Here is a 21227-nt window from a genome sequence, read left to right as displayed (position 1 = left end):
GTCAGCCACGTCCGTACGTCTCCTCGGCCTTCCAGAAGTAGATGAAGCCGCCGACTCCGGCGAGCAGCGCCCAGCCGATCGCCAGCGCCCACACGTGGTGCGGCAGCTGGTGGGCGCCGAAGCTGTCGATCAGCGCGTAGCGCGTCAGGTCGATGTAGACGGCGGCCGGGTTGCTCTCCAGCGCGACCATCGCCCAGTGCGGCATGTGGCTGTGCTTGAGCGTCGAGGCGATGCTCCACATGACACCGGAGACGTACATCCAGGTGCGCAGCACGAACGGCATGAGCTGAGCGATGTCCGGCGTCTTGGCGCCCATCCGCGCCATGATCATCGCGACGCCCGCGTTGAAGACGAACTGCAGCGTCAGGATCGGCACGACGAGCAGCCACGACGTGCTCACCGGAATGCCGAAGCAGAGCAGGATGACGACCAGCGCGGCCATCGAGAACAGCAGCTGCTGGAGCTGCTGGATGGCGTACGACACCGGCAGCGCGGCCCGCGGGAAGTGCAGGGCTCGGACCAGGCCGAGGCTGCCGGAGATCGCCCGGGTGCCCGCCATGATCGAGCTCTGTGTGAAGGTCCAGATGAAGACGCCGGTGACCAGGAACGGCACGAAGTCACGCACGCCGTGCTTGGTGCCGAGCAGCACACCGAAGATGAAGTAGTAGACCGCCGCGTTCAGCAGCGGGTTCGCCACCTGCCAGACCTGGCCGAGCTTCGCCTGGCTGTACTGGGCGGTGAGCTTGGCGGTGGCGAAGGCGGTGATGAAGTGACGCCGTGCCCAGAGCTGGCGGACGTACTCCGGCAGGGTCGGGCGGGCGCCACTGACGGTGAGGCCGTACCGGGCGGCGAGCGCCGCGGGATCGTCGGTGGGGGAAACCGACGTCGGCGGTGTGTGGAGGACCTGGCTCACATCCGCTGCTTTCGCTCGGGGGTGGGATGCGCGGGCCGTCCTTGACGTTTCTTAACTGCTGCTTTGCCAGCTTGTTACGTCGGGACGGGACCGTATCGTCGCAACGCGAGACTATGGCTTCTTGACGTCGGAACGCAACCGTTTCGTCGTCACGCCCTATGCTGGAAGGCATGACGACGAACGCCGACACCACGAGTGCCGCCGCGAACGCGGGGAGTGCCGCCGGGAAGGCCCCGCGTCGTAGGGCTCCGGCGGGGGCGGCCGTGCTGCGCGAGGACGTGACCGAGGCGATCCGGGCCGCCGTCTTCGAGGAGCTCGCGGCCGTCGGCTACGCCCGGATGTCCATCGAGGGCATCGCGCGCCGCGCGGGCGTCGGCAAGACGGCGGTGTACCGGCGATGGCGTTCGAAGCTGCACCTGGTGCTCGACCTGGTCTCCGCCATAGCGGTCCAGGGACTGCCCGCCCCCGACACGGGCTCCCTGGAGGGCGACCTGCGCCTGCTGTACGAGGTCACCTCCCGTGCGCTGCGCCACCCCGTGGCCGGCCAGATCATCCCGGACCTCCAGGCGGAGGCGGCCCGCAACCCCGACATCGCGGACGCCATGCAGAAGGCGCTGCGGGAGGGCCAGCAGGGAGTGGCGAGCGGAATCGTCGCGGCGGCGGCCGCGCGGGGCGAGGTGCGCGAGGGGATCGACCAGGAACTCGCGCTCGACCTCATGTCGGGCCCGCTGTACTGGCGGGCGGTGGTGGTCCGCGGGCCCAAGCTGCCGAAGGGGTACCTGGCGAGCCTGGCCCGGGCCACGGCGGCGGCGCTGCGGGCGTTGTGAGGGCGCCTGTCCGACGGGCGGCGGGTTCCACACGCACCTGTCGAAGGCCCCTCAGGCGGCGTGCTGTCCCTCCTTGCGGCCCTTGAGGAGGGCGCTGCCCGCGCCGAGGGAGACGACCCCCATGCCGACCGCGGTCGCGACGCCCTGCGCGCCGTCGACGACGAACGGGGCGACCGCGGCGACGACGAGGTTGAACAGGAACAGGAACCAGAGGACCGGCTTCGACGACAGGAGCGCCTTCATGAGGATGTTTCCTTCCAGCGGGGCCTGGGACGGCCTGTTTTCCGAGGTCAACGGGGTGTTTCCCGTTGAGATCAACTCTGCCGTCGCCTGATCGCCACCACGAGGGAGCGCCCTCCCGAACCCCTGGTGCAGTGGGCTACACCTCACCAGGTCACCCGTCCGCCCGCCGGGGCTGCCGTTCGCCTAACCTGTGGCCATGCGAGAGACGGTGCGGCAGGCGGCGCGGGCCACGGCCGGCCTCGTCATGTCCGCCGCGCTGGCCTTCGGCACGATCATCTTCATCACCGTGCTGCTGATCACGGCCACGCTGACGCTCGCGGTCGTCGGCGCCGGGCTGCTGCCCGAGACGGTGCTGCTGATCCGGCGGATCGCCGGGGCCAAGCGGAACCTGGTGGCCCAGTGGACGGGCAAGGTGATCCCCGAGGCCTACCAGCCCATCGAGGGCCCGCTGCGCCGGCGACTGCGCACGGCGGTCCGCGGCCCCGGCACGCTCGGCGACTTCCGCTGGATGATCTGCCACTACGTCTACGGCTTCCTCGGACTGCTCACCGCTCCGCTGTGGCTGCTGGGCCTGCCCGTCGACGGCGTACGACAGGGGCTGCTCGGCCGTTCCCCGCTCGTCCTGCCGCTGATCGGCCGGCTCGCGGACCTCGACGCCGCCTGGTCCACCGCCCTGCTCAAGCCCTCCCCGGAGGCGCTGCTCGCCGTCCGGATCGAGGAGCTGACCGAGACCCGGGCCGGTGCGATCGCCGCGCACGGCGCCGAACTGCGTCGCATCGAGCGCGACCTGCACGACGGCACCCAGGCCCGGCTGGTCTCCCTGTCGATGCGCATCGGTATCGCCAAACGGGCCTACGAACGCGACCCGGAGACCGCGCTCAAACTTCTCGAGGACGCGCAGAGCCAGGCCGAGGAGGCGCTGACCGAGCTGCGCCACGTCGTCCGCGGCATCCACCCGCCGATCCTCACCGACCGGGGACTGGCCGGCGCCGTACGGGCGCTCGCCGCGAGCAGTGGGCTGGACGTCACCGTCGTCGTGGACGGTCTGGAGGACGGGGCCCAGAGCGGGTCCCGGGCCCCGGCGGCGGTCGAGGCGGCGGCGTACTTCGTGGTCGCCGAGTCGCTGACGAACGCGGCCAAGCACAGCGGATCCGAGCGCGCCGAGGTGCGGCTGGTGCGCAACCGGGGCGGGCTGAGCGTCCGGGTCGCCGACGAGGGACAGGGTGGAGCCGGGGGCACCCCCCAGGCTCTCGGCTCCGGGGGAGAAGGGGGTGGCTCCGGGCTGCTCGGTATGCAGCGACGCGTGGCTGCGCTCGACGGGACCCTGCTGTTGACCAGCCCCGTCGGGGGGCCGACCGTGATCGAGGTGGAGCTGCCGTGCGTGTGGTGACCGGGACAGTGGAGACGAGGCCGCCGTGCGTGTGGTGATCGCCGAGGACAACGCCCTCCTGCGGGAGGGGATGGTGCTGCTGCTGACCTCCGCCGGGCACGAGGTCGTGGCCGTCGCGGGCAGCGGCCCCGAGGTGCTGCCCGCCCTCCTCGAGCACCGGCCGGACGTCGCCGTGCTCGACGTCCGGATGCCGCCGGGCTTCCGTGACGAGGGCCTGCGCGCGGCCCTGGAGGCACGCAAGGAGATGCCCGGCCTGCCGGTGCTCGTGCTCTCCCAGTACGTCGAGGAGTCGTACGCCGCCGAGCTGCTCGGCGGTGGTGCGAGCGGGGTCGGCTATCTGCTCAAGGACCGGGTGGGCCGGGTCGACGAGTTCCTCGACGCGCTCGACCGGGTCGCGACGGGCGGTACGGCTCTTGACCCCGAGGTCGTCACCGAGCTCCTCACCCGGCGCCGTGACGACCCGCTCGACACGCTCACGCCCCGCGAGCGCGAGGTCCTGAAGCTGATGGCCGAAGGCCGCGACAACACGACCATCGCCAAGACGCTGGTCGTCACGGAACGCGCCGTCAGCAAGCACATCGGCAACGTCTTCCTGAAGCTGGGCCTGCCGCCGAGCGACAGCGGCCACCGCCGGGTGCTCGCGGTACTGGCGTACCTCAACAGGGACTCGTGAGCCGTACCCGGTACACACCGGGTACGCGTCGGCTCCCGACGGCCGGCCCTCACCCCGCCAGCCGCCGGGCCAGGCCGACGAGTTCGGCCGCCCTCACCACCCGCCCGCCGAACCCCGGCAACGGCACGTGCAGCGCCGCCACCCACGGCTCCGGAATCCCGCCCACCCCGTAGACGGCTCCGGCCAGCCCACCCGTGACGGCGGCGACGGTGTCCGTGTCGCCGCCGAGATCGACGGCGGCCCGTACGGCGTCCTCGTACGAGCCCGTGCTCCGCACCGCCCACAGGGCGGACCCGAGACAGGGCCACACCGCCCCGTTGAACTCTGTGGCTTCATCGGGGTGCCAGGCGTCGGCGAGAACGACGGCGTACCGAGCCCGATGGTCGGGATGCACGGCCTCCAGGACGTCCGGTACGGCGGTGACCGGATCGCCGCCGTCGAGCGCGACCCGGATCAACTCGTGGAAGATCGCGGTGCCTTCCCACGCCGCGCGGTCGCCGTGGGTGAGCGCGGCGATGCGGCGGCCGGCCTCCATGGTGGCGTCCCGCCCCTGCCGCGCGAAGTACACGGCGGACGTGGCCGCCCGCATCAACGCCCCGTTCCCGGCCGCCCGTTGGCTGACCTGGAAGTGCAGGGCCGCGGCGAGGTCCCAGGGGTCCTCGCCGGTGAGCACGGCCTCGGTCTGCAGGCCGATGTCCTTGGGGTCGGCGGCGGCCCAGCGGCGGAATCTGCCGAAGATGTCGGGGAGTTCGAGGGCGTCGTGGTCCGTCAGGGACTCGCCGACCAGCACCGCCATCTGGGTGTCGTCGGTCGCCTCGCCCGGGTCCCAGCCGCCTCCTCCGCACATCTCCCCGCCCTGCCCGGCGGCGGGGAAGCGGGCCGAGAACGCTCCCTCGGGCCCGAACTCGAAGGGCGCGCCGAGGGCGTCTCCCACGGCGGAGCCGAGAACGGTGCCGACGGCGCGTTCCTGAGGGCGGGGCATGGGGTCAGCGCGGTGCGGGGGAGTCGGGGGCGCAGCCGCGGAGGGTGTGGGCGATGACGTGTTCCAGGTCCCGGTCCAGGGTCGCGCTGGGCAGGGTGACGCTGACCGCGAGCCGCGCGAAGCCGTTGAGGGTGCTGAAGATGGGGATGGCGATGGCTTCCAAGGGGCCTTCGCGGACCTCGCCCCGGAGCTGGGCGTCCGTGATGAGTTCCGCGGCCAGGCCCCCCATGCTTTGGGAGGCCTTGACCAGGGCCTCGGACGCCTCCGGGTCGTGCTTGACGGCGAACATGAGGTCGAGGAGTTCCGCGTTGGCGGTGGCGAAGCCCACGTAGGTGTGGGCCAGGGCGCCGAGCCGGTCGGCGAAGGACTCGCCCGCGGTGTCCTGCGACGCGGTCAGGGTGGCCAGGAGCCGTTCGAAGCCGGCCAGGGCCAGCGCGTCCAGCAGGGCCTGCTTGTCCTTGAAGTGCCGGCTCGGGGCCGCGTGGCTGACACCCAGGTCGCGGGCCAGTTCGCGCAGGGACAGGGCGCCGGGGCCCTTCTCCGCGAGGGTTTCCTCGGCGCGGGTCAGCAGTGCGGCGCGCAGGTCTCCATGGTGGTAGCGGCGAGGGCGGGTCTGCATGCCCGACAGTCTATCCGGTATGTAACCGGCGACTACATTGTTGGCGCTGTCAGCTTTGTTGGCATCGTCATCATTGTTGTCGTTGACATCATTGTTGTCGGCGTCTACATTCAGGGCATGGCTACCAAGCACTCGGCTGACCGGAACAGCAAGTGGAACGCGAGCGACATCGGTGACCAGCGCGGCCGTACGGCCGTGGTCACCGGCGCCAACAGCGGGCTCGGCATCGCCACCGTCGACGCCCTCGCCCGGGCCGGCGCCCATGTCGTCCTCGCCGTGCGGGACCCTGAGCGCGGAGAGGCCGCCGCCCGCACCGTCAACGGAAGCGTCGAGGTGCGCCGACTGGACCTCGCGGACCTCGCGTCCGTGCGCGAGTTCGCCGCGTCCTGGCGGGGCGAGCTCGATCTGCTGATCAACAACGCGGGCGTCATGAACATCCCCGAGGCCGGCACGAAGGACGGCTTCGAGATGCAGTTCGGGACCAACCACCTGGGGCACTTCGCCCTGACGAACCTGCTGCTGCCGCACCTCACCGACCGGGTGGTCACCGTGTCGTCGGGGGCGCACAAGATGCCCGGCACCCCGCGCATCCACTTCGAGAACCTGAACCTGACCGGCGAGTACTCGCCCGTCGTCGCCTACAGCCAGTCCAAGCTCGCCAATCTGCTGTTCACCCTGGAGCTCCAGAGCCGGCTGGCCGCCGCGGGTTCGTCCGTACGGGCCCTCGCCGCGCACCCCGGCTGGGCCGCCACCGGTCTCCAGAGCCGGGACGCCAGCGTGCTGCGGCGCACACTGATGGCGGTGGGCAACCGGTTCGTCGCCCAGGACAACAAGGCCGGCGCCCTGCCCACGCTGTACGCCGCGACGCAGGACCTGCCCGGCGCCAGCTATGTGGGACCCGACGGGTTCGGCGAGATGCGCGGCGCGCCGACACTGGTCGGGCGCTCGGCCGCGGCCAGCGACCCGGTGTCCGCGGTCCGCCTGTGGGCGGCCTCCGAGGAACTGACCGGCGTCACCTTTCCCCGGCTGGAATCCGAGCAGAGCCAGAGCGGGACCCCGCAGACCGTCTCCGTCTAGGTCCGGCCCGCCGCACAGGACACCGGGCAAGGCTGACAAGGCCTCTACCGACGGGGCCTGGGTCGGCAGAGGCCTGGGTCGACGGGGCCTGGGCCCGCCGGCGCTACGAGCGCGCCGCGCCGGGGTGCAGCCGCACCCACCCGGCCCATGCCGACGTGATCATGTCCTGGACGTCGTACTTCGCCTTCCAGCCCAGTTCCACCGCGATGCGGTCGGCGGAGGCGACGACGCGCGCCGGGTCGCCGGGGCGGCGCGGTGTGGTCACCGCGGGACGGTCGTAGCCGGTGATCGCGTTGATCTTGTCGATCATCTCGCGGACGGAAACGCCTTCCCCGCGTCCGATGTTGAGAGTCAGGTCCCGCCCGGGCGAGGCCTCGAGGGCGCGAGCCGCGGCCACGTGGGCCTCCGCCAGGTCCACCACGTGGATGTAGTCCCGGACACACGTCCCGTCGGGCGTCGGGTAGTCGTCACCGAAGATGCGCGGCGGCGCGTCCTCCGTGAGCTTCTCGAAGACCATGGGGACGAGGTTGAAGACACCGACGTCGGCGAGTTCGGGGGTCGCCGCCCCCGCCACGTTGAAGTAGCGCAGCGACGCCGTCGACAGGCCCGTGGCGCGGCCCGTGGCACGGACCAGCCACTCGCCCGCCAGCTTCGTCTCGCCGTACGGGCTCATGGGTGCGCAGGGGGTCTCCTCCGTCACCAGGTTGACGTCCGGCATGCCGTAGACCGCGGCGGAGGACGAGAACACGAAGGAGCCGACGGACGTCGCCGTCACCGCCTCCAGGAGAACCCGCAGGCCCTCGACGTTCTCGCGGTAGTAGTGCAGCGGGAGGTCGACGGACTCACCGACCTGCTTCTTCGCCGCGAGGTGGACCACGCCCGTGATCGCGTGCTCCTCGATCGTGCGGGCCAGCAGTGCGGCGTCCAGCGTCGAGCCGACCACCAGCGGTACGTCGGCGGGGACCCGCTCGGCGATGCCCGTGGACAGGTCGTCGTAGACCACGGCCTGCTCGCCCGCGTCCCGCATCGCGCGCACCACGTGCGCCCCGATGTAGCCGGCGCCGCCGGTGATCAGCCAGGTCATGAACGGTCGTCCCCTCGGGAGTGTGATCGGTCTGGGCTCGGTGTGAGCTCGGTGTGAGATCGATGTGTCGGTGTGACGTCAGTGAAGCAGGCGCTTGAGCCGACGGCGAACCACGTCGGTCGTCCCGCGCAGTCCGGGCGCCAGACGCAGCGCCAGCGCCCCCGCATGGGTGCGGTACGGCTGCACCAGCAGGACGCCGTACCGCAGGTTCGGGACCGCGCGGCGGCGCAGCAGGCCCCCGCCGCCGACCGCGTGCGCGGTGACGTCCCGGCTCGAACCGTCACGGTAGTGGACCCGCAGCCGCAGGTCCCAGGTGCCCGAGCCCAGCGCCGACAGGTCCACCGGCAGCTCGCCCGACCAGGTGGCCCGGTCCGCGTCCGGTGTCAGCTCGACCGGCAGGCTCAGCCCGATCCGGCCCTCGTCCCGGTGCGTGAACTCCACGTCCGCCGAGGCCGGACCGGCCTCCGCGAGCCGTCCGTACAGGTCGTGCAGGCGCAGCCGCAGCCGTGCCGCACGCGCATGGGGATACAGTTCCGCGTCGACCGCGGCGGGCAGCATGTGCGCGGGGCGTTGCAGATAGTGGTCCAGCGTGACCTGGGGGAGGGCGTCCGACCAGACGGGCGTGCCGTCGGCGGCACGGGCGTACGGCGGGCGCAACCGGGCCGGGCGGGCGGCGAGTTCCTTGAGGCGCGGCAGGTCGCGGGGCTCTTCGGAGGCGAGCACGACACGGGCGATCAGCCGGCCGGGGGCGGTCGGGTCGACGGTGAAGTCGCTTGCGTCGAACGTCGACAGGTACGTGCGCGTGAGCTCCCACCAGGCCTGCCGGTAGTCGGCGTCGCGCAGCTCCAACTCGCGGGCGTACATGCGCAGTTCATGGTCGAGGAACTTGGCGTTGACGGCCCGGGCGAGCTGCTTCTCACCGGCGCCGAGCAGGATCTCGTAGGCCGTGTGGTGCGCCTCGGTGCGGGAGCGCCAGTTCTCGATGTCCGCGCGGTCCAGCGAGATCGACAACTGCTGGGCGCCGCGCCGCACATGCCACACGTACACCGTGTCCGGGATCAGCGCGATGCGCGGCCCGGCGGCCAGCACGCGCGCGGTGAACACGAAGTCCTCGTAGGGGTGACGGCCCTCGGGGAAGCGGATCGCGTGTTCACGAAGGAAGTCGGTTCGGTACAGCTTGTTGACGCACAGCGTGTCGTGGACCAGACGGGGCCGCTGCGTCGGGTGGGGGATCAGCGCGGGCTTCGCGTACAGGTCGCGCTCCCAGGGGACCTCGCGGCCCGAGGGGAGTTCGCGGCGTACGCACAGACCCGCCGCGACCTCGGTGCGCTGTTCCCGCGCCGCTTCGAGCAGCGCGTCCACGGCGCCCGGCGGCAGCACGTCGTCGCTGTCCAGGAACATCACGTACGGGGCGCTCGCCGCGTCGATCCCGTCGTTGCGGGGGCTCCCGCAGCCGCCGCTGTTCGCCGAGCGGCGTATGACCTTCACGCGCGGCTCATCGGCGGCGAGGCGGTCGAGGAGGTCGGCGCTGCCGTCGGTCGAGCGGTCGTCGACGGCGAGCACCTCCAGGACGGCCGGGCCCTGAGCGAGTGCCGAACGCACCGCGTCCGTCACGTGGTCGGCGTCGTTGTAACCGATGACGACGACGCAGACCTGCGAGTGGTGAGGTTTCATTGGATCCACGGGCCGAAATCGTAGGGCTTGACAGTAATTTTCCGTTAAGAGGTACTTAGTGTCCGTGTCCGGTCCGGAAGACGACAGGAAGCGGGCGTGGGTTCCGTTTCTGCGCGTCGTTTTTCGGCCGATCCACTACGAGCACGGGAAGTCCGGAGTGCCAGAGCCGGGTGAAGGACAGCACCGCCGCGGTCGCCAGCAGACCGTTGCGGATGAGCATGAGCGAACAGCCCGTCCAGGTGCTGTCGATGACCTCCCTGTACAGGGCAGGGTAGGCCACGGAGCTGACCGCCGTCGCCGCGACGACGAGCGCCGCCACCGGGCGCTGTGTGGTGTGCCGCGAGGTCAGGCACACGGCGGCCAGACCGAGCAGCCACACCATGTACTGGGGGCTGATCACGCGGCTCGTCACCGTGAACATCAGCACGGCGGCGAGCGCGGCGTCGTACGGGGTCGCCGCCGTCCAGTGCCGTGCGCGCACCCGCCACAGCAGCAGGAGCGCGAAGGAGACGGCCGTCAGGCCGAGCGAGAGGGTCGCGACGGTCTGGACGTAGGGGCCCACGAACTCCATCGCGCCGTACTGGTAGCGCACGCTGCCCGGCCAGCCCGCGTGGCGCGCGAAGCCGAGCACCGTGCCGCCGAGCGACTCGATCTGCACGCCCCGGCCGCCCTGCTGGCGCAGGAAGTCGAAGGGGTCGCTGAAGGCCGTCGCGAGGACGGTGAGCAGGGTGACCGCCGTGAGCGCCGCCGCCGTCAAGGCCTCCCGGGTCGTACGGCCCCGGGGCGTGCCGATGAGGACGAGCGCGGGCCAGACCTTCACCAGGGCGCCGAGCGCGGCGAACGCGCCGCCCACGCGCGGGGAGCGCTTCAGTGCCAGCAGGGAGACGACGGCGAACGCCGTGACCTGTACGTCGTAGCGGGCGAGCGGGATGTGCAGCAGCAACGGCAGGCCCAGCGTCCACAGTGCCGCGCCGCGCAGGCTGCGGCCGGGTCGGCTGCCCGCGCGTGCCAGGGCCAGCACGATCACGGCGTCCGCGAGGAGCGTCAGGGCCACGAAGGCCTGCAGGTACGTCAGGCCCGGCAGCAGCCCGGGCGAGAGCAGTACGGGGCCCGCGCCCGGCGGGTACTGCCACAGCCGGTCGCCCACCGGATAGGTGCCGTGCGACAGGGTCTCGTACCAGCGGAAGTAGAGGTGACTCGCCTCGCGGGAGACCCCGCCGCTGCCCAGCACGGAGAGGTTGTCGTGCGCGAGCAGCCACAGCATCAGGGCGCGGGTCGCCACCCAGGCGGCGGCGAGGGGGAGCAGACGGGATCGGCCTCGGGGGCTCAGGTAAGCGCTCATCAAGCCCGGATCGTAAGCTCTCGGATGCCTCACGAGAACTGATACGTCATCAAAAGTTAACGAAGGTTAGATAATAGTAAGAAATGGGACATGGGGGTAAGCGTGTTAATGAAACGGTCCGGAGCCGGCCGTCAGGAGGCTCCGGAGGTCTCGGCCGAGCCCGTGGCGCGGGTCGTCGCTGTGGTCCTGCCCGTGCTCGTCATGCTCACGCTCGGGCTCTGGAGGCTCGACCGTGGGGGCATGTGGCGTGACGAGGCGGCCACCTACCAGGTCGCGCGGCGCTCGGTTCCGCAGATCTGGCATCTGTTGCACCACGTCGACGCGGTGCACGGCCTGTACTACCTCTTCATGCATCTCGTCCTCGCTCCCGCCCCCGGCGAGGTCGCTCTGCGCCTGCCCTCGGTCGTCGGCGCCGCCGCGACCGCGGGTCTCGTCGCCGCCCTCGGGATCCGTCTGTGCAACCCCCGCGTCGGCCTCTGGGCGGGACTGCTGTACGCGGTCACGCCCCTGACCGGGCACTTCGCCCAGGAGGGCCGCTCGTACGCCCTGGTCGCGGCCGGGGCGACGGCGGCGACGCTGCTCCTCGTGCGGGCCCTGCGCGGGGGCAGGGGCTGGTGGGGGTACGGCGTGACCGTCGCCGTCACCTGCCTGCTGCACGAGTTCGCCGTATTCCTCCTGCTCGCGCACGGGGCGACCCTGGCGCTGACACGGATGCCGTGGCGGGCGTGGTGGCGATGGGGCGTCGCGGCGGGGGCCACGTTGCTCGTCCTGGCGCCGCTCGCGCTTGTCTCCCATCGGCAGTCGGCGCAGGTGGCATGGCTGGCGGTGCCGAACCGCAAGAGCGTGGACCACCTGATGCACGCGTTCCTCAGCCAGGCCCAACTGGTGTTCGTGCCCTACGTGTTCCTGATCGCACTCGCCCTGTGGCGCCCGTTCCCGCGGCGCGGCGAGGTGAACCTCGTGTCGGTCGCCCTGCCGCTGCTGCTGGTCCCGCCGGCGGTCCTGATCGCGGTTTCCCGCTTCCGGCCGCTGTACGACGAGCGGTATGTGCTCTACGCGCTGGCGGGGGCGCCGCTGCTGGCCGCGGCGGGGGCGGAGCGGCTGACCGGGTGGGTGTCCCGGCTGCCGAGCGCCGCGGCTCCCCGCCTCGTCGCCCTCGCCGGTGTCCTCGCCATCTCCCTCGTCCTCGCCGTCCAGTTCCCCCTGCTCCGCAAGGACCGCGACCCCGCGCACCGTCCCGACAACCTCGCCGCCGTCTCCGCCGCCGCCGGTCGCGAACTACGGCCCGGCGATCCGGTGTTGTACCTGCCGTCGCTCACACGTCGCTCGGCGCTGGCCTATCCGGCGGGCTTCCGAGGGGTGCGCGACGTCGCCCTGAAGACGTCCGCCCTGGCGTCCGGGACGCTGTACGGGACGGAAGTGGGCCCGCGCGAACTGCGCAGCCGGCTCGAGCGGCTCGACCGGGTGTGGCTCGTCTGTGAACCGTTCGTGTTCCGGCCGAACTGGCATCCGGACACCTCGGTCGCGACCGAGGAGGCCAAACGCGCCGTACTCGCCAGGGAATTCACCCTGCGCGAGCAGATCGTCCGCAGGGGTGTCACCCTTCGTCTGTACGTACGCCACCGCTAGGGCCTGTCCGGTGTACGTACGCCACCGCTAGGGCCTGTCCGGCGGATCGGGCCCTAGGAGACGTCCGCGCCGGCCGCGTCCAGGGCCGCGGGGTCGAGCGCCGCCGCGTCCAACGCCGCCGTGAGCCGGTCGAGCCGTGCCTGCAGTTCCCGGATCTCCTCGAGGTTCGCGCCCGTCGCCGCGGCGATCCGGCGCGGCACGCGCAGCGCGCGCTCGCGCAGGGCCGTGCCCTCGTCCGTGAGATGGACGTGCACGGAGCGCTCGTCCACCGCACTGCGCTCCCGCCGCACCAGACCGGCCGTCTCCAGCCGCTTGAGCAGCGGGGACAGCGTCCCGGAGTCGAGCCGCAGATGCTCGCCGACCTTCTTCACGGGCAGCTCGCCGTGCTCCCACAGCACCAGCATCACCAGGTACTGGGGGTAGGTGAGCCCGAGGTCCTTGAGGATCACCCGGTACACGCCCCCGAAGGCGCGCGAGGCGGCGTTGAGGGAGAAGCAGATCTGCTGGTCGAGACGGAGGTAGTCCCCGTCGGACGGGGCCTGGGTGCTCGGGGTCGGCATGGCGGTCATGACTCCAGGATAGCTCTCGCCCGCCATTGAGTTGTGCGCAATTGAATTGCGTGCTCTAATTGAGGCCGTGAGGCGGTCGGACCGGCCGCCCCGGCAATACCTTGACTTGAGAGGGATGGTCTCCATGGACGCGCTCTACACCGCTGTCGCCACCGCCACCCACGGCCGCGAGGGTCGCGCCGTCAGCTCCGACGGCAAGCTCGACCTCCAGCTGGCCATCCCGGTGGAGATGGGTGGCAGTGGCCAGGGCACCAACCCCGAGCAGCTGTTCGCCGCCGGCTACGCCGCCTGTTTCGCCAGCGCCCTCGGCCTCGTCGGCCGCGCCGCGAAGGTCGACGTCAGCGAGGCCGCGGTGACCGGCGAGGTCGGCATCGGCAAGCAGGGCGAGGGCTTCGGCCTGGCCGTCACGCTCCGCGTCGAGCTCCCCGACTCCGTGGACGAGGCCACCGGCCGCAAGCTGGTCGAGCAGGCCCACCAGGTCTGCCCCTACTCCAACGCCACCCGCGGCAACATCCCGGTCGAGCTCGTCATCGAGTAGTTCGGGAGCGAGTGGTCCAGAGGTGGTGACGCCGCTCAGTACCCGCGCCCCGTCCGGGGCGCGGGGCTGTGCCATGTGCGGCTCCGCCGCGTGGGCCCGACCGGCCACGGACGACCCGCACCCCGCGCATCACCTGCGGCCTTTCTGTCCACTCCGCGGAGCGACCCTCGCGAGGACCTCGCCCGTACGCCGGCTCCAATCCACCACCGTCGCCTCCTCCGGCACCCGACTCCACCGCGTCAGCAACAGCCATCGCACGTGATAGCGCCGCACCACCGCGGAGCGCCGCGCCCGCGTCGACGCCGGGTCGAGGTATCCCCGGACGGCCGCGAGCCGCCGCACCCGCTCCCGTTCGTCCAGTCCCGCGTCCGGCCACACGGGCGCCGCCAGGTTCGGGCCGTAGCCCGGGATCAGACGGGGGGCGTAGTACCCGTCGGCGATCACCACCTCGCCGGGCTTGATGTGCCGCGCCGCCCAGTCGTACGAGGGCCAGCGCGGCGGCTGGTCGAATCTCACCGGATCGAGTGAACGCGGTACGACGGCACCGGCCTGCACCGTGACGAAGCCGACGCAGGCGCCGACGGCCGCCACCATCCCCAGCGCCCGCCGCCACACCGGCCACGGCCGCGCCGCCGCCAGCTCGATCGCGAGCGCGAACTGCGGCGCCACGAGCGCGAGTCCCAGGATCCTGCCGTAGGTGTAGTGCCCGCTGACCCAGCCGAACGCCACCGCCAGGCAGTCCAGCGCGAACATCAGCACCAGTGGGTCCCGCCAGGAGCGTCGCGCGCGCAGCCACAGTGCCGGTACCCCGATCAGCGCCAGCCAGTAGTGCCCGGGCACCCCCTCGTACAGCCGCCGGTGCAGGGCGTCCATGCTGTGGTTCCCGGGCAGCGTGAGGACGTCGAAGTACGGCCAGAGGTGGGCGACCATCAGCGCGGCCGCCCCCGTGACCGCCCACCGGGCCACCACGGCCGCCCGCCATCCCCGCTGCCACCCGGCCACGAACGCCAGCGCCCCGAGCGCCGCCGCCGACGCGGTGATCGGATGGACGAGCAGGATCAGGCCGTAGAGAACGCCGAGCCCCTTGTACCCGGACAGGCTCCGCAGTCCGCTCGGGCCGACGTACCGGACCGGGCCGCCGATCCCTCCCGCGAGCGTGCCCGTGAGCGCCCAGGCCCAGAAGGTGAGTCCGATGGCGAACGTCGACGGATAGCCGAGGTTGCCCGTCATCGACATCAGTCCGAGGTAGCCGCTCGACCAGGCCCGCTCGGTGCCCCACAGCAGCACCATCGCGAGCAGCGCGCACACCGGTGCCCAGGGGCGGCGGGGCGCCAGGACGCGCACGAAGCGGCCGATCCCCGTCAGCAGCACCCACAGGTTCAGCGGCGCCGAGAGGCGGACCACCTCCCAGCCCGCGAGGCCCGTCAGCCGGGCGAAGGCGCCCTGGGCCACGGTGTACGGCGAGTAGAAGGGGCTGCCCTCGCCCGGCAGGTCCGCCGTCGGATGGGCCGGATGCAGGAGGTTCGCCTTGAGGCGCTCGACGACCGCCGCGTGCTGGCCGAAGTCGCAGCACATCGGCACCCGCCAGGAAGCGAGGCACAGCACCAGCCAGAACAGCCCGCCGAACACCTGATAGGGCGTGGGGTGCCAGGGGGTGCCGCCGCGCAACGCGGTCGCGCCACGGGCGGTCCGCCGGACGGGGAGGCCGACCTCGGTCTGAGCTGTTCGGGTCATTTGTCGTATATGCCCATCGAGGCCCAGGGCTTTGCCGAACTTCACCTCATCGAGCGACTCCGGCGTCCAGTCCGGCGCCCGTCCCGGCGTCCATCGCGGTGTTCGGCCCCGCGTCCCTCCGAGGCGGGCCCGGCACCGTGTCGAGCCCCCGCACCCGCGGCCGTACGACCTGTTCCAGCAGCAGCGGAAGTCCCACCACCGGCAGCACCCACGCCAGCACGATCAGCCGGTCGCCGTAGATGTTGATGTCGGGGTGTCCGGCCTGGTTGAGGACGCCGGTGAGCGCGCCCGCGACCAGGAACACCCCGAAGTCAGGACGCTGCCGCAGCGCGCCCCAGGCCCCGGCCAGCAGGGCCGTCGGGAAGAACGGCTGCCAGAGCTCGCGACGCAGCCACTCCACCCAGAAGTTGACCTCCAGGTGGAGGAAATCCGACCACGGACGGCTGCGGTCGGGCCGGGAGAAGTGGGCCGTGAGCAGGTCCTGGAGGGACTCCGACTCGGACGGGTAGCCCAGTACCTTTGCCGCGAGCAGGGTGACGGCGACCCCGCAGGCCGCCACCACCCCCACCTCCCGCAACGGTCGTGCGAGCCTCCGCAGCGGTTGCCGTAGCCCGCCGCGCCGGACGCCGAGCACCGCGCAGGCGCCCGCCAGGCACAGCCCGAGGAACAGGGCCTGCGAGTGCTTGACGGCGAAGAGCGCGGCCAGGGACCCGCCGACCAGCGCGGTCGCGGCCCGCGTCCGGCCCTCCAGAGCGAGTGCACAGCCCCACAGCGCCGCCAGTGTCAGGGTCAGCAGCAGGCCCTCGGTCGTGGGTCGTATGGCGGTCGTGCCGCACGGCAGGACGTAGAAGAGGGCCTGTCCGGTCAGGGCGGCGACGGTGGGGGCGCGCAGGGTGCGCAGCACCAGGAAGGCGAGTACGCCCCCGGCGACCGTGATGAGGACGCTCGACGTCCACAGGCCCCACTTCACGCCGAGGACGGTGATGAAGGGGACCAGGAGGACCGGGTAGCCGGGGCGCGCCTCGAAGATCCGCATGAAGCGCGGCGGTATGAACGGCACGGTGTGGCCCGCCGTCTGCCCGGCGCTCAGCCGTTTCGACACCCACCCCCACTGGTCGCGGCGGCACTCCTCGACGACCCGCCGGGCGGGGCTCGGCTCGCGGAAGTGGACGACGTCGACGCTCTGGTCGCGGCGCGCGACGGACGCCCGGCCGGCGCAGGCGTAGTCGATGGTGGCCGCGGCCGCCTCGTGCTTGTTCGTGCCCCGCAGACTCAGGGCGTACGAGAGGTAGTTCTTGGTGTCGGGGGTGTCGCGGCCGCTGACGTTCGCGAGCTGGAGCAGGGCGAAGACGGCGGCCAGGACGACCACCCAGAACCGGGGCGGGCGCCGCTTCATGAACGGGCCGACGACGGTCATGAGGGCGCTCGCGACGACGTGAGGACGTCGTGTCCCGCCTGCGCGGGCACGACCGCAACCGGCACCGGGTGCTCCACACGCTCGCCGAGCATCAGCGTCCGTACCACCCGCTCGGCCGCCCGCCCGTCGTCGAACGCGCAGAACCGCGCCCGGAACCCGGCCCGCAGCCGCGCCGACTCCTCGTCCCGCCAGGACCCGGACGCGAACAGCCACGCCAGCTCCCGGTAGGAGTGGGCCACATGGCCCGGCGCGTCGGCCGTGATGTCGAAATACGCGCCCCGGCTCGCGGCGTACGCGCCCCAGTCGTCCGCGTGGATCACGATCGGCCGGTCCAGGTTGGCGTAGTCGAACATCAGGGCCGAGTAGTCCGTGACCAGCACGTCGGAGGCAAGCATCAGGTCCTCGACGTGCGGCTCGTCGGTCGCGTCGAGCACGACCCCGCGCCGGTGCAGTTCGGACAGGCCCATCCCGCGCGAGGGGCCGTCCGTGAGCGAGGGGTGCAGCCGTACCAGGAGGGTGTGGCCCTCGCCGAGGTCGTCGGCGAACCGGGCGAGGTCGATCCGGTCGACGAGGCCACCGCGGACGTAGTCGCGGCGCGTCGGCGCGTACAGCACCACCCGGTGGTCGGCCGGGATGCCGAGGCGGGCGCGGACCGCCGCACCGTCCTCGGGCCGGGCCCTTACGAGGACGTCGTTGCGGGGGCTGCCGGTGCGCAGCGAGGTGAAGTGGCAGGGGTAGGCGCGGTCCCAGACCAGTTCGGAGTGGCGGTTGGCGACCAGGCTGTAGTCCCAGCGGTCGGCGCGGCGCAGCATCTGCGGCACGTCGAAGCCGTGCCGGGCGCCGGGCTTGTCGCGCAGGTCGGCCCCCATGTACTTCAGCGGGGTGCCCTGGTGGGTGTGCACATGGACGCTGCCCGCGCGCTTGACCAGGGTGCCGGGCCAGTTGACGTTGTTGATGAGGTACGTGGCGCGGGCGGTGACCCGGCGGTAGCCGAGCGAGTCCGGCAGGACGTACTCGACGCCGGGCGGCAGCAGCGGCACCTGGTCCTCGCGCACCACCCACACCCCCCGGACGTGCGGGGCGAGTTCGCGTGCCGCGTGGTAGATCGCGCCCGGGTCGCCGAGCACCCCGCGGTGCGAGAACGCCGAGTACACCGCGAGGTCGGGGTCCAGCGGCCGGTGTTCGTGCGCCGCGGACCAGCCGCTCTTGACCCGGGTGGCCGCCACCTTGCGCACCTGGAGCCCGCGCCGTCCGAGTTCCGCGCCGAGTCGGCCGGACCGGCTCCGGGCGAGGTAGGCCACGTAGCCGCCCTGGAGGACGCGCAGTTCGCGCGGCACCGGGCCACCGCCCTTGTGCTTGCGGAAGAGGGCGGCCGTACGCCGGAAGAACTCGCCCTTGTCGGACGCGGGCAGCCGGTCCGGCTTGGCGAGGATGTCCAGACAGTGTTCGCCCATCTTGCGGTGCAGGAACGGGCGCCAGCTCGACAGCCGCGGGCGGGAGTCGACGAAGGCGAAGACGCGCTCGTACTGGTCGTGGATGTCGAAGTGCTTGCGGCTGGTGGTGGACAGGATGTTGCCCTGACGGCGCTGCCGGTAGTTCAGGCAGATCCGGTCCAGGGTGGCGATCCGCTCCGCGCTGAGCAGGACCGGAAAGGTCCAGGGGGTGTCCTCGTAGTAGCCGGGCGGGAAGGTGAAGCCCTCCCGCTCGACGAACGCGCGACGGTGGACCTTGTTCCACGCGACCATCAACAGGTCGAGGATCTCCGGGTGTTCGGCGGCCGTGAAGCAGCCGTCGCCACCCTCGGCCAGCACCTGCGCGAGGACGTTGCGGCGCGTACCTCCCCACCAGTAGGTGCGCGCGTAGTCGAAGACCAGTACATCGGGGTCGGCCGTCTCGTCGAGGCGGTCGGCCATGGCGCGCAGGGCGCCCGGCGTGAGGGTGTCGTCGCTGTCGAGGAAGAGGAGGTAGTCCCCCGTCGCGTACGGCATTCCGGCGTTGCGGGCGCGGCCGAGGCCCACGTTCTGCGGCAGGTGCAGCACCCGCAGGCGCGGTTCGCGGGCCGCGTACTCGTCGAGGATCGCGCCGCAGCCGTCCGGTGAGCAGTCGTCGACCGCGATCACCTCGATGTCGGTGTACGACTGGTCCAGGACCGAGTCGAGGCACTCGCGCAGAAAGCCCTGCACCCTGAAGACGGGGACGATGACGCTGAAGCGGGGCACGTCAGCTCCTTACGAGGGTGGACGCGGCGGGGGCCGGAAGGCGCTCGGCGAGCGGGATCACCGGCGGGATCGCCTCGGGCGGCCGGCCCAGCAGCACTCTGCGGACGACCCGCTCGGCGGCCTGCCCGTCGTCGAACTGGCAGAAGCGCTCACGGAACGCGGCCCGCAGGGCGCGCGAGGAGTCGTCCGCGTAGGAGCGGTCGCGGAAGGCCCCCGCGAGCTCCCCCGGGGTGCGCACCACCGGGCCCGGCGGTGCCTCCATCAGGTCGAAGTAGACGCCCCGCGTCTCCCGGTAGACCTCCCAGTCGTCCGCGTACACGACGATCGGGCGGTCGAGGTTGGCGTAGTCGAACATGATCGACGAGTAGTCCGTGATCAGCGCGTCGGCGGCCAGACAGACGTCCTCCGAGGACCGGTGCCGGGTCACGTCGATGATCCGGCCGCCGCCCCTGCGCCTGCCCTCGTCGTAGAAGTAGTGGGCGCGCAGCAGCACGACGAACTCGTCGCCGATCTCCTCGCAGAAGGCCTCCAGGTCGAGCCGGGACTCGAAGCCGGTGCTGTAGTCGCGGTGCGTGGGCGCGTAGAGGAGGGCGGTCCTGCCCTCGGGGACGCCCAGCCGGGCGCGGACGCGGGCCACGTCCTCGGCGGTCGCCGTGTAGTAGACGTCGTTGCGCGGATAGCCGTACTCCAGGGTCTCGTACGTGCCCGGGAAGGCTCGCTCCCACATCTGGGTGGAGTGCCGGTTGGAGGAGAGGTTGTAGTCCCAGCGGTCCATCCGGGTCAGCAGCTTGGCGAAGCTGCCGGTCGCGGCGGCCACGATCGGATACGTCGACTGGTCGACGCCCATCGTCTTCAGTGGCGTGCCGTGCTGGGTCTGCAGATGCACGCTGCCGGGCCGCTTGACGACATCGTCCGCGAAATTGGCGTTGTTGACCAGGTACTTGGCACGGGCCAGCACCTCCCAGGCGCGCGGGCTTCCGATCACCGCGTGGTCGACACCGTCCGGGACCTGGTCCACCGCGTCGGCCTCGACCAGGAACACCGAGCGCAGATGCGGGGCGAGTTCGAGGGCCTTGGCGTGGATCGCGGCCGGGCTGCAGGCGTAACCGCGGCCCCAGTAGGCGCAGTACACGACGAGGTTCTCGTCGAGGGGGAGGCGCAGTTGCGCGGCGTACCGCGCGCGGGCGCTCAGCCGACGGGGGCGCGGCAGTTTCCCCCAAGCTCTCGACTTCGCTCGACCAGGGGGGACCCCCATTCCCGCCCTCGTCATCCGTCGGCTGACGCCGCGCAGCGCGCGGAAGGCGCTGTACGCCCCGGCCGCCAGGAGCCGGTACTGCACCCCGATCCGGCCCGGCGGCGGCCGGAACCCGGCGGGCCGGTGGCGCCGGTAGAGCCGGCCCGCACGCCGGAAGAAGGCCCGGCGCCGGTGCAGCGGAAGCCGCTTCGGATGGGCGGCCGACTTCAGCACCGCCGCGAAGAGGTCACCGAACAGCGCCCGCGACCGCTCCACGGACAGCTGCTCCTCGGCCGCCCGGCTCAGCACCAGGTCGACCTGGTCGAGAAGCTGGAACTGGTGCTCGCCCGGCGCGTTCAGGAGGCTGCCCTGCCGCCGCACACGATGCCGTACGACGACCTGCCGCAGCACCGCCAGCCGCCCGGCGGCGACCGTCACCAGGCCGCCCCAGCCGAGATCCGTGAAGTGCCCCGAAGGGAAGGCGAGGCGCCGCTCCCGAAGGAACGCCCGGCGGTAGGCCGCGCTCCACGCCGGAAGGCCCGCTCCGGTCAGCCGCGGCGCCCGGTCCGGGGTGAACACCCCCTCCGGGGCCTTCGGGAGGGGCGGTGTGCTGGTCTCGGCGTCCCACCAGTGGACGCGTTCGTGTCCGAAGTAGAGGACGTCCGCCTCCTCGGGCTCCTGCTGGAGTGTGCGGTCCAGGGCGGCCAGGGCGCCCGGCACCAGGACGTCGTCGCCGTCGAGGAAGAGCAGATACGTGCCGCTCGCCGCCCCGGTCCCGGTGTTGCGCGCCCCGCTCAGTCCGTCCGCGGGCGGTGAGTGGACCGGGGCCACCCGGGAGTCCCGCGCGGCGTACCCGGCGGCGACCTCGCCCGCCGGGGAGTCCGGCCCGTCGCAGACCGGGATCAGCTCGAAGTCGCCGAAGGACTGGTCGAGAACCGAGTCCAGTGCGAGGGCCAGTCGCCCGGCGACTCCATGAGTGGGGACGATGATGCTGAAGCGGGGCATTCTGCTCTTTCTCTGCTTACTTCTCTGCTACTTCTTTGCTTGCTTCTCGGGCTGCTGC

18 protein-coding genes are annotated in these 21227 nt (G+C 71.9%); 6 read left to right on the top strand and 12 right to left on the bottom strand.

Annotated elements, in window-relative coordinates; all coding sequences use genetic code 11:
• Nucleotide 1: 1 nt before the first annotated feature.
• Nucleotides 2-913 carry an ABC transporter permease gene (locus tag FNV62_RS21795; RefSeq protein WP_060897401.1) on the bottom strand — a complete coding sequence of 304 codons (912 nt, stop codon included), beginning with the start codon at nt 911-913 and terminating at the stop codon, nt 2-4.
• Nucleotides 914-1083: 170 nt separating this feature from the next.
• Here FNV62_RS21795 and FNV62_RS21790 point away from each other — a divergent pair, with 170 nt between their 5' ends.
• Entirely contained in the window at nt 1084-1740 is a 657-nt protein-coding gene (locus FNV62_RS21790) for a TetR/AcrR family transcriptional regulator (RefSeq protein WP_225900326.1), read from the top strand.
• Between the two features lie 51 nt (nt 1741-1791).
• On the opposite strand, the gene FNV62_RS21785 is transcribed toward FNV62_RS21790, so the two are convergent.
• Nucleotides 1792-1983 (bottom strand): hypothetical protein, encoded by a 192-nt coding sequence (locus FNV62_RS21785; RefSeq protein ID WP_060897400.1) that lies wholly within the window; start codon nt 1981-1983, stop codon nt 1792-1794.
• A 196-nt stretch (nt 1984-2179) separates the two neighbouring features.
• Between FNV62_RS21785 and FNV62_RS21780 the strand changes: the two genes are divergently transcribed.
• The gene (locus FNV62_RS21780; RefSeq protein WP_144315550.1) at nt 2180-3373 is read left to right on the top strand and encodes a sensor histidine kinase; all 1194 of its coding nucleotides are present in this window, start codon (nt 2180-2182) and stop codon (nt 3371-3373) included.
• Between the two features lie 25 nt (nt 3374-3398).
• Nucleotides 3399-4046 carry a response regulator transcription factor gene (locus FNV62_RS21775; RefSeq protein WP_060897398.1) on the top strand — a complete coding sequence of 216 codons (648 nt, stop codon included), beginning with the start codon at nt 3399-3401 and terminating at the stop codon, nt 4044-4046.
• A gap of 49 nt (nt 4047-4095) precedes the next feature.
• Here the strand turns inward: FNV62_RS21775 and FNV62_RS21770 are convergent, their stop codons facing one another.
• Together FNV62_RS21770 and FNV62_RS21765 are read right to left on the bottom strand one after the other, a co-directional pair.
• Nucleotides 4096-5028, bottom strand: a complete 933-nt coding sequence (locus FNV62_RS21770; protein WP_144315549.1) for an ADP-ribosylglycohydrolase family protein — start codon at nt 5026-5028, stop codon at nt 4096-4098.
• Nucleotides 5029-5032: 4 nt separating this feature from the next.
• Nucleotides 5033-5647 (bottom strand): TetR/AcrR family transcriptional regulator, encoded by a 615-nt coding sequence (locus FNV62_RS21765; RefSeq protein WP_144315548.1) that lies wholly within the window; start codon nt 5645-5647, stop codon nt 5033-5035.
• A gap of 117 nt (nt 5648-5764) precedes the next feature.
• Between FNV62_RS21765 and FNV62_RS21760 the strand changes: the two genes are divergently transcribed.
• The gene (locus tag FNV62_RS21760; RefSeq protein WP_054229614.1) at nt 5765-6724 is read left to right on the top strand and encodes an oxidoreductase; all 960 of its coding nucleotides are present in this window, start codon (nt 5765-5767) and stop codon (nt 6722-6724) included.
• Nucleotides 6725-6827: 103 nt separating this feature from the next.
• Here FNV62_RS21760 and galE read toward each other — a convergent pair whose 3' ends face one another.
• The 3 genes from galE to FNV62_RS21745 all read right to left on the bottom strand — a co-directional run bounded on the left by galE (nt 6828) and on the right by FNV62_RS21745 (nt 10824).
• Entirely contained in the window at nt 6828-7808 is a 981-nt protein-coding gene (gene galE, locus FNV62_RS21755; RefSeq protein ID WP_143601829.1) for a UDP-glucose 4-epimerase GalE, read from the bottom strand.
• 78 nt (nt 7809-7886) lie between these two features.
• Nucleotides 7887-9482 carry a glycosyltransferase family 2 protein gene (locus FNV62_RS21750; RefSeq protein ID WP_060897394.1) on the bottom strand — a complete coding sequence of 532 codons (1596 nt, stop codon included), beginning with the start codon at nt 9480-9482 and terminating at the stop codon, nt 7887-7889.
• A gap of 55 nt (nt 9483-9537) precedes the next feature.
• Complete coding sequence (locus tag FNV62_RS21745; protein WP_097284957.1) at nt 9538-10824, bottom strand: glycosyltransferase 87 family protein; 1287 nt, start codon at nt 10822-10824, stop codon at nt 9538-9540.
• 108 nt (nt 10825-10932) lie between these two features.
• Between FNV62_RS21745 and FNV62_RS21740 the strand changes: the two genes are divergently transcribed.
• Nucleotides 10933-12453, top strand: a complete 1521-nt coding sequence (locus tag FNV62_RS21740; RefSeq protein WP_205523159.1) for a glycosyltransferase family 39 protein — start codon at nt 10933-10935, stop codon at nt 12451-12453.
• A 53-nt stretch (nt 12454-12506) separates the two neighbouring features.
• Here FNV62_RS21740 and FNV62_RS21735 read toward each other — a convergent pair whose 3' ends face one another.
• Complete coding sequence (locus tag FNV62_RS21735) at nt 12507-13022, bottom strand: MarR family winged helix-turn-helix transcriptional regulator (RefSeq protein ID WP_054229617.1); 516 nt, start codon at nt 13020-13022, stop codon at nt 12507-12509.
• Between the two features lie 124 nt (nt 13023-13146).
• Between FNV62_RS21735 and FNV62_RS21730 the strand changes: the two genes are divergently transcribed.
• On the top strand, nt 13147-13560 hold the full coding sequence (locus FNV62_RS21730) for an organic hydroperoxide resistance protein (RefSeq protein WP_054229732.1): 414 nt from the start codon (nt 13147-13149) through the stop codon (nt 13558-13560).
• A 129-nt stretch (nt 13561-13689) separates the two neighbouring features.
• Here FNV62_RS21730 and FNV62_RS21725 read toward each other — a convergent pair whose 3' ends face one another.
• The 4 genes from FNV62_RS21725 to FNV62_RS21710 are packed head-to-tail and all read right to left on the bottom strand — an operon-like array spanning nt 13690 to nt 21169.
• Nucleotides 13690-15294, bottom strand: coding sequence for a hypothetical protein (locus FNV62_RS21725; protein WP_097284955.1), 1605 nt, complete (start codon nt 15292-15294; stop codon nt 13690-13692).
• Nucleotides 15295-15340: 46 nt separating this feature from the next.
• The gene (locus FNV62_RS21720; protein ID WP_225900325.1) at nt 15341-16711 is read right to left on the bottom strand and encodes a hypothetical protein; all 1371 of its coding nucleotides are present in this window, start codon (nt 16709-16711) and stop codon (nt 15341-15343) included.
• A complete protein-coding gene (locus FNV62_RS21715) occupies nt 16708-18930 on the bottom strand; it encodes a CDP-glycerol glycerophosphotransferase family protein (RefSeq protein WP_143601828.1) in 2223 nt (740 codons plus the stop codon). The genes FNV62_RS21720 and FNV62_RS21715 overlap by 4 nt, the downstream gene beginning before the upstream one ends.
• Before the next feature lies 1 nt (nt 18931).
• The gene (locus FNV62_RS21710; RefSeq protein ID WP_144315547.1) at nt 18932-21169 is read right to left on the bottom strand and encodes a bifunctional glycosyltransferase family 2 protein/CDP-glycerol:glycerophosphate glycerophosphotransferase; all 2238 of its coding nucleotides are present in this window, start codon (nt 21167-21169) and stop codon (nt 18932-18934) included.
• Nucleotides 21170-21227 lie beyond the last annotated feature (58 nt).

The sequence above is a fragment of the Streptomyces sp. RLB3-17 genome (assembly GCF_007113425.2).
In the GTDB taxonomy this organism is placed as follows: Bacteria; Actinomycetota; Actinomycetes; order Streptomycetales; family Streptomycetaceae; genus Streptomyces; species Streptomyces mirabilis_D.
This window is presented reverse-complemented; position numbering and strand designations above follow the sequence as displayed.

What these genes read in the sequence shown, in the direction of transcription:
- FNV62_RS21790 (WP_225900326.1), top strand. Translation starts at nt 1,084, where the DNA reads ATGACGACGAACGCCGACACCACGAGTGCCGCCGCGAACGCGGGGAGT.
- FNV62_RS21785 (WP_060897400.1), bottom strand. Translation starts at nt 1,983, where the DNA reads ATGAAGGCGCTCCTGTCGTCGAAGCCGGTCCTCTGGTTCCTGTTCCTG.
- FNV62_RS21780 (WP_144315550.1), top strand. Translation starts at nt 2,180, where the DNA reads ATGCGAGAGACGGTGCGGCAGGCGGCGCGGGCCACGGCCGGCCTCGTC.
- FNV62_RS21770 (WP_144315549.1), bottom strand. Translation starts at nt 5,028, where the DNA reads ATGCCCCGCCCTCAGGAACGCGCCGTCGGCACCGTTCTCGGCTCCGCC.
- FNV62_RS21765 (WP_144315548.1), bottom strand. Translation starts at nt 5,647, where the DNA reads ATGCAGACCCGCCCTCGCCGCTACCACCATGGAGACCTGCGCGCCGCA.
- FNV62_RS21760 (WP_054229614.1), top strand. Translation starts at nt 5,765, where the DNA reads ATGGCTACCAAGCACTCGGCTGACCGGAACAGCAAGTGGAACGCGAGC.
- galE (WP_143601829.1), bottom strand. Translation starts at nt 7,808, where the DNA reads ATGACCTGGCTGATCACCGGCGGCGCCGGCTACATCGGGGCGCACGTG.
- FNV62_RS21750 (WP_060897394.1), bottom strand. Translation starts at nt 9,482, where the DNA reads ATGAAACCTCACCACTCGCAGGTCTGCGTCGTCGTCATCGGTTACAAC.
- FNV62_RS21745 (WP_097284957.1), bottom strand. Translation starts at nt 10,824, where the DNA reads ATGAGCGCTTACCTGAGCCCCCGAGGCCGATCCCGTCTGCTCCCCCTC.
- FNV62_RS21740 (WP_205523159.1), top strand. Translation starts at nt 10,933, where the DNA reads ATGAAACGGTCCGGAGCCGGCCGTCAGGAGGCTCCGGAGGTCTCGGCC.
- FNV62_RS21735 (WP_054229617.1), bottom strand. Translation starts at nt 13,022, where the DNA reads ATGACCGCCATGCCGACCCCGAGCACCCAGGCCCCGTCCGACGGGGAC.
- FNV62_RS21730 (WP_054229732.1), top strand. Translation starts at nt 13,147, where the DNA reads ATGGACGCGCTCTACACCGCTGTCGCCACCGCCACCCACGGCCGCGAG.
- FNV62_RS21725 (WP_097284955.1), bottom strand. Translation starts at nt 15,294, where the DNA reads ATGACCCGAACAGCTCAGACCGAGGTCGGCCTCCCCGTCCGGCGGACC.
- FNV62_RS21720 (WP_225900325.1), bottom strand. Translation starts at nt 16,711, where the DNA reads ATGACCGTCGTCGGCCCGTTCATGAAGCGGCGCCCGCCCCGGTTCTGG.
- FNV62_RS21710 (WP_144315547.1), bottom strand. Translation starts at nt 21,169, where the DNA reads ATGCCCCGCTTCAGCATCATCGTCCCCACTCATGGAGTCGCCGGGCGA.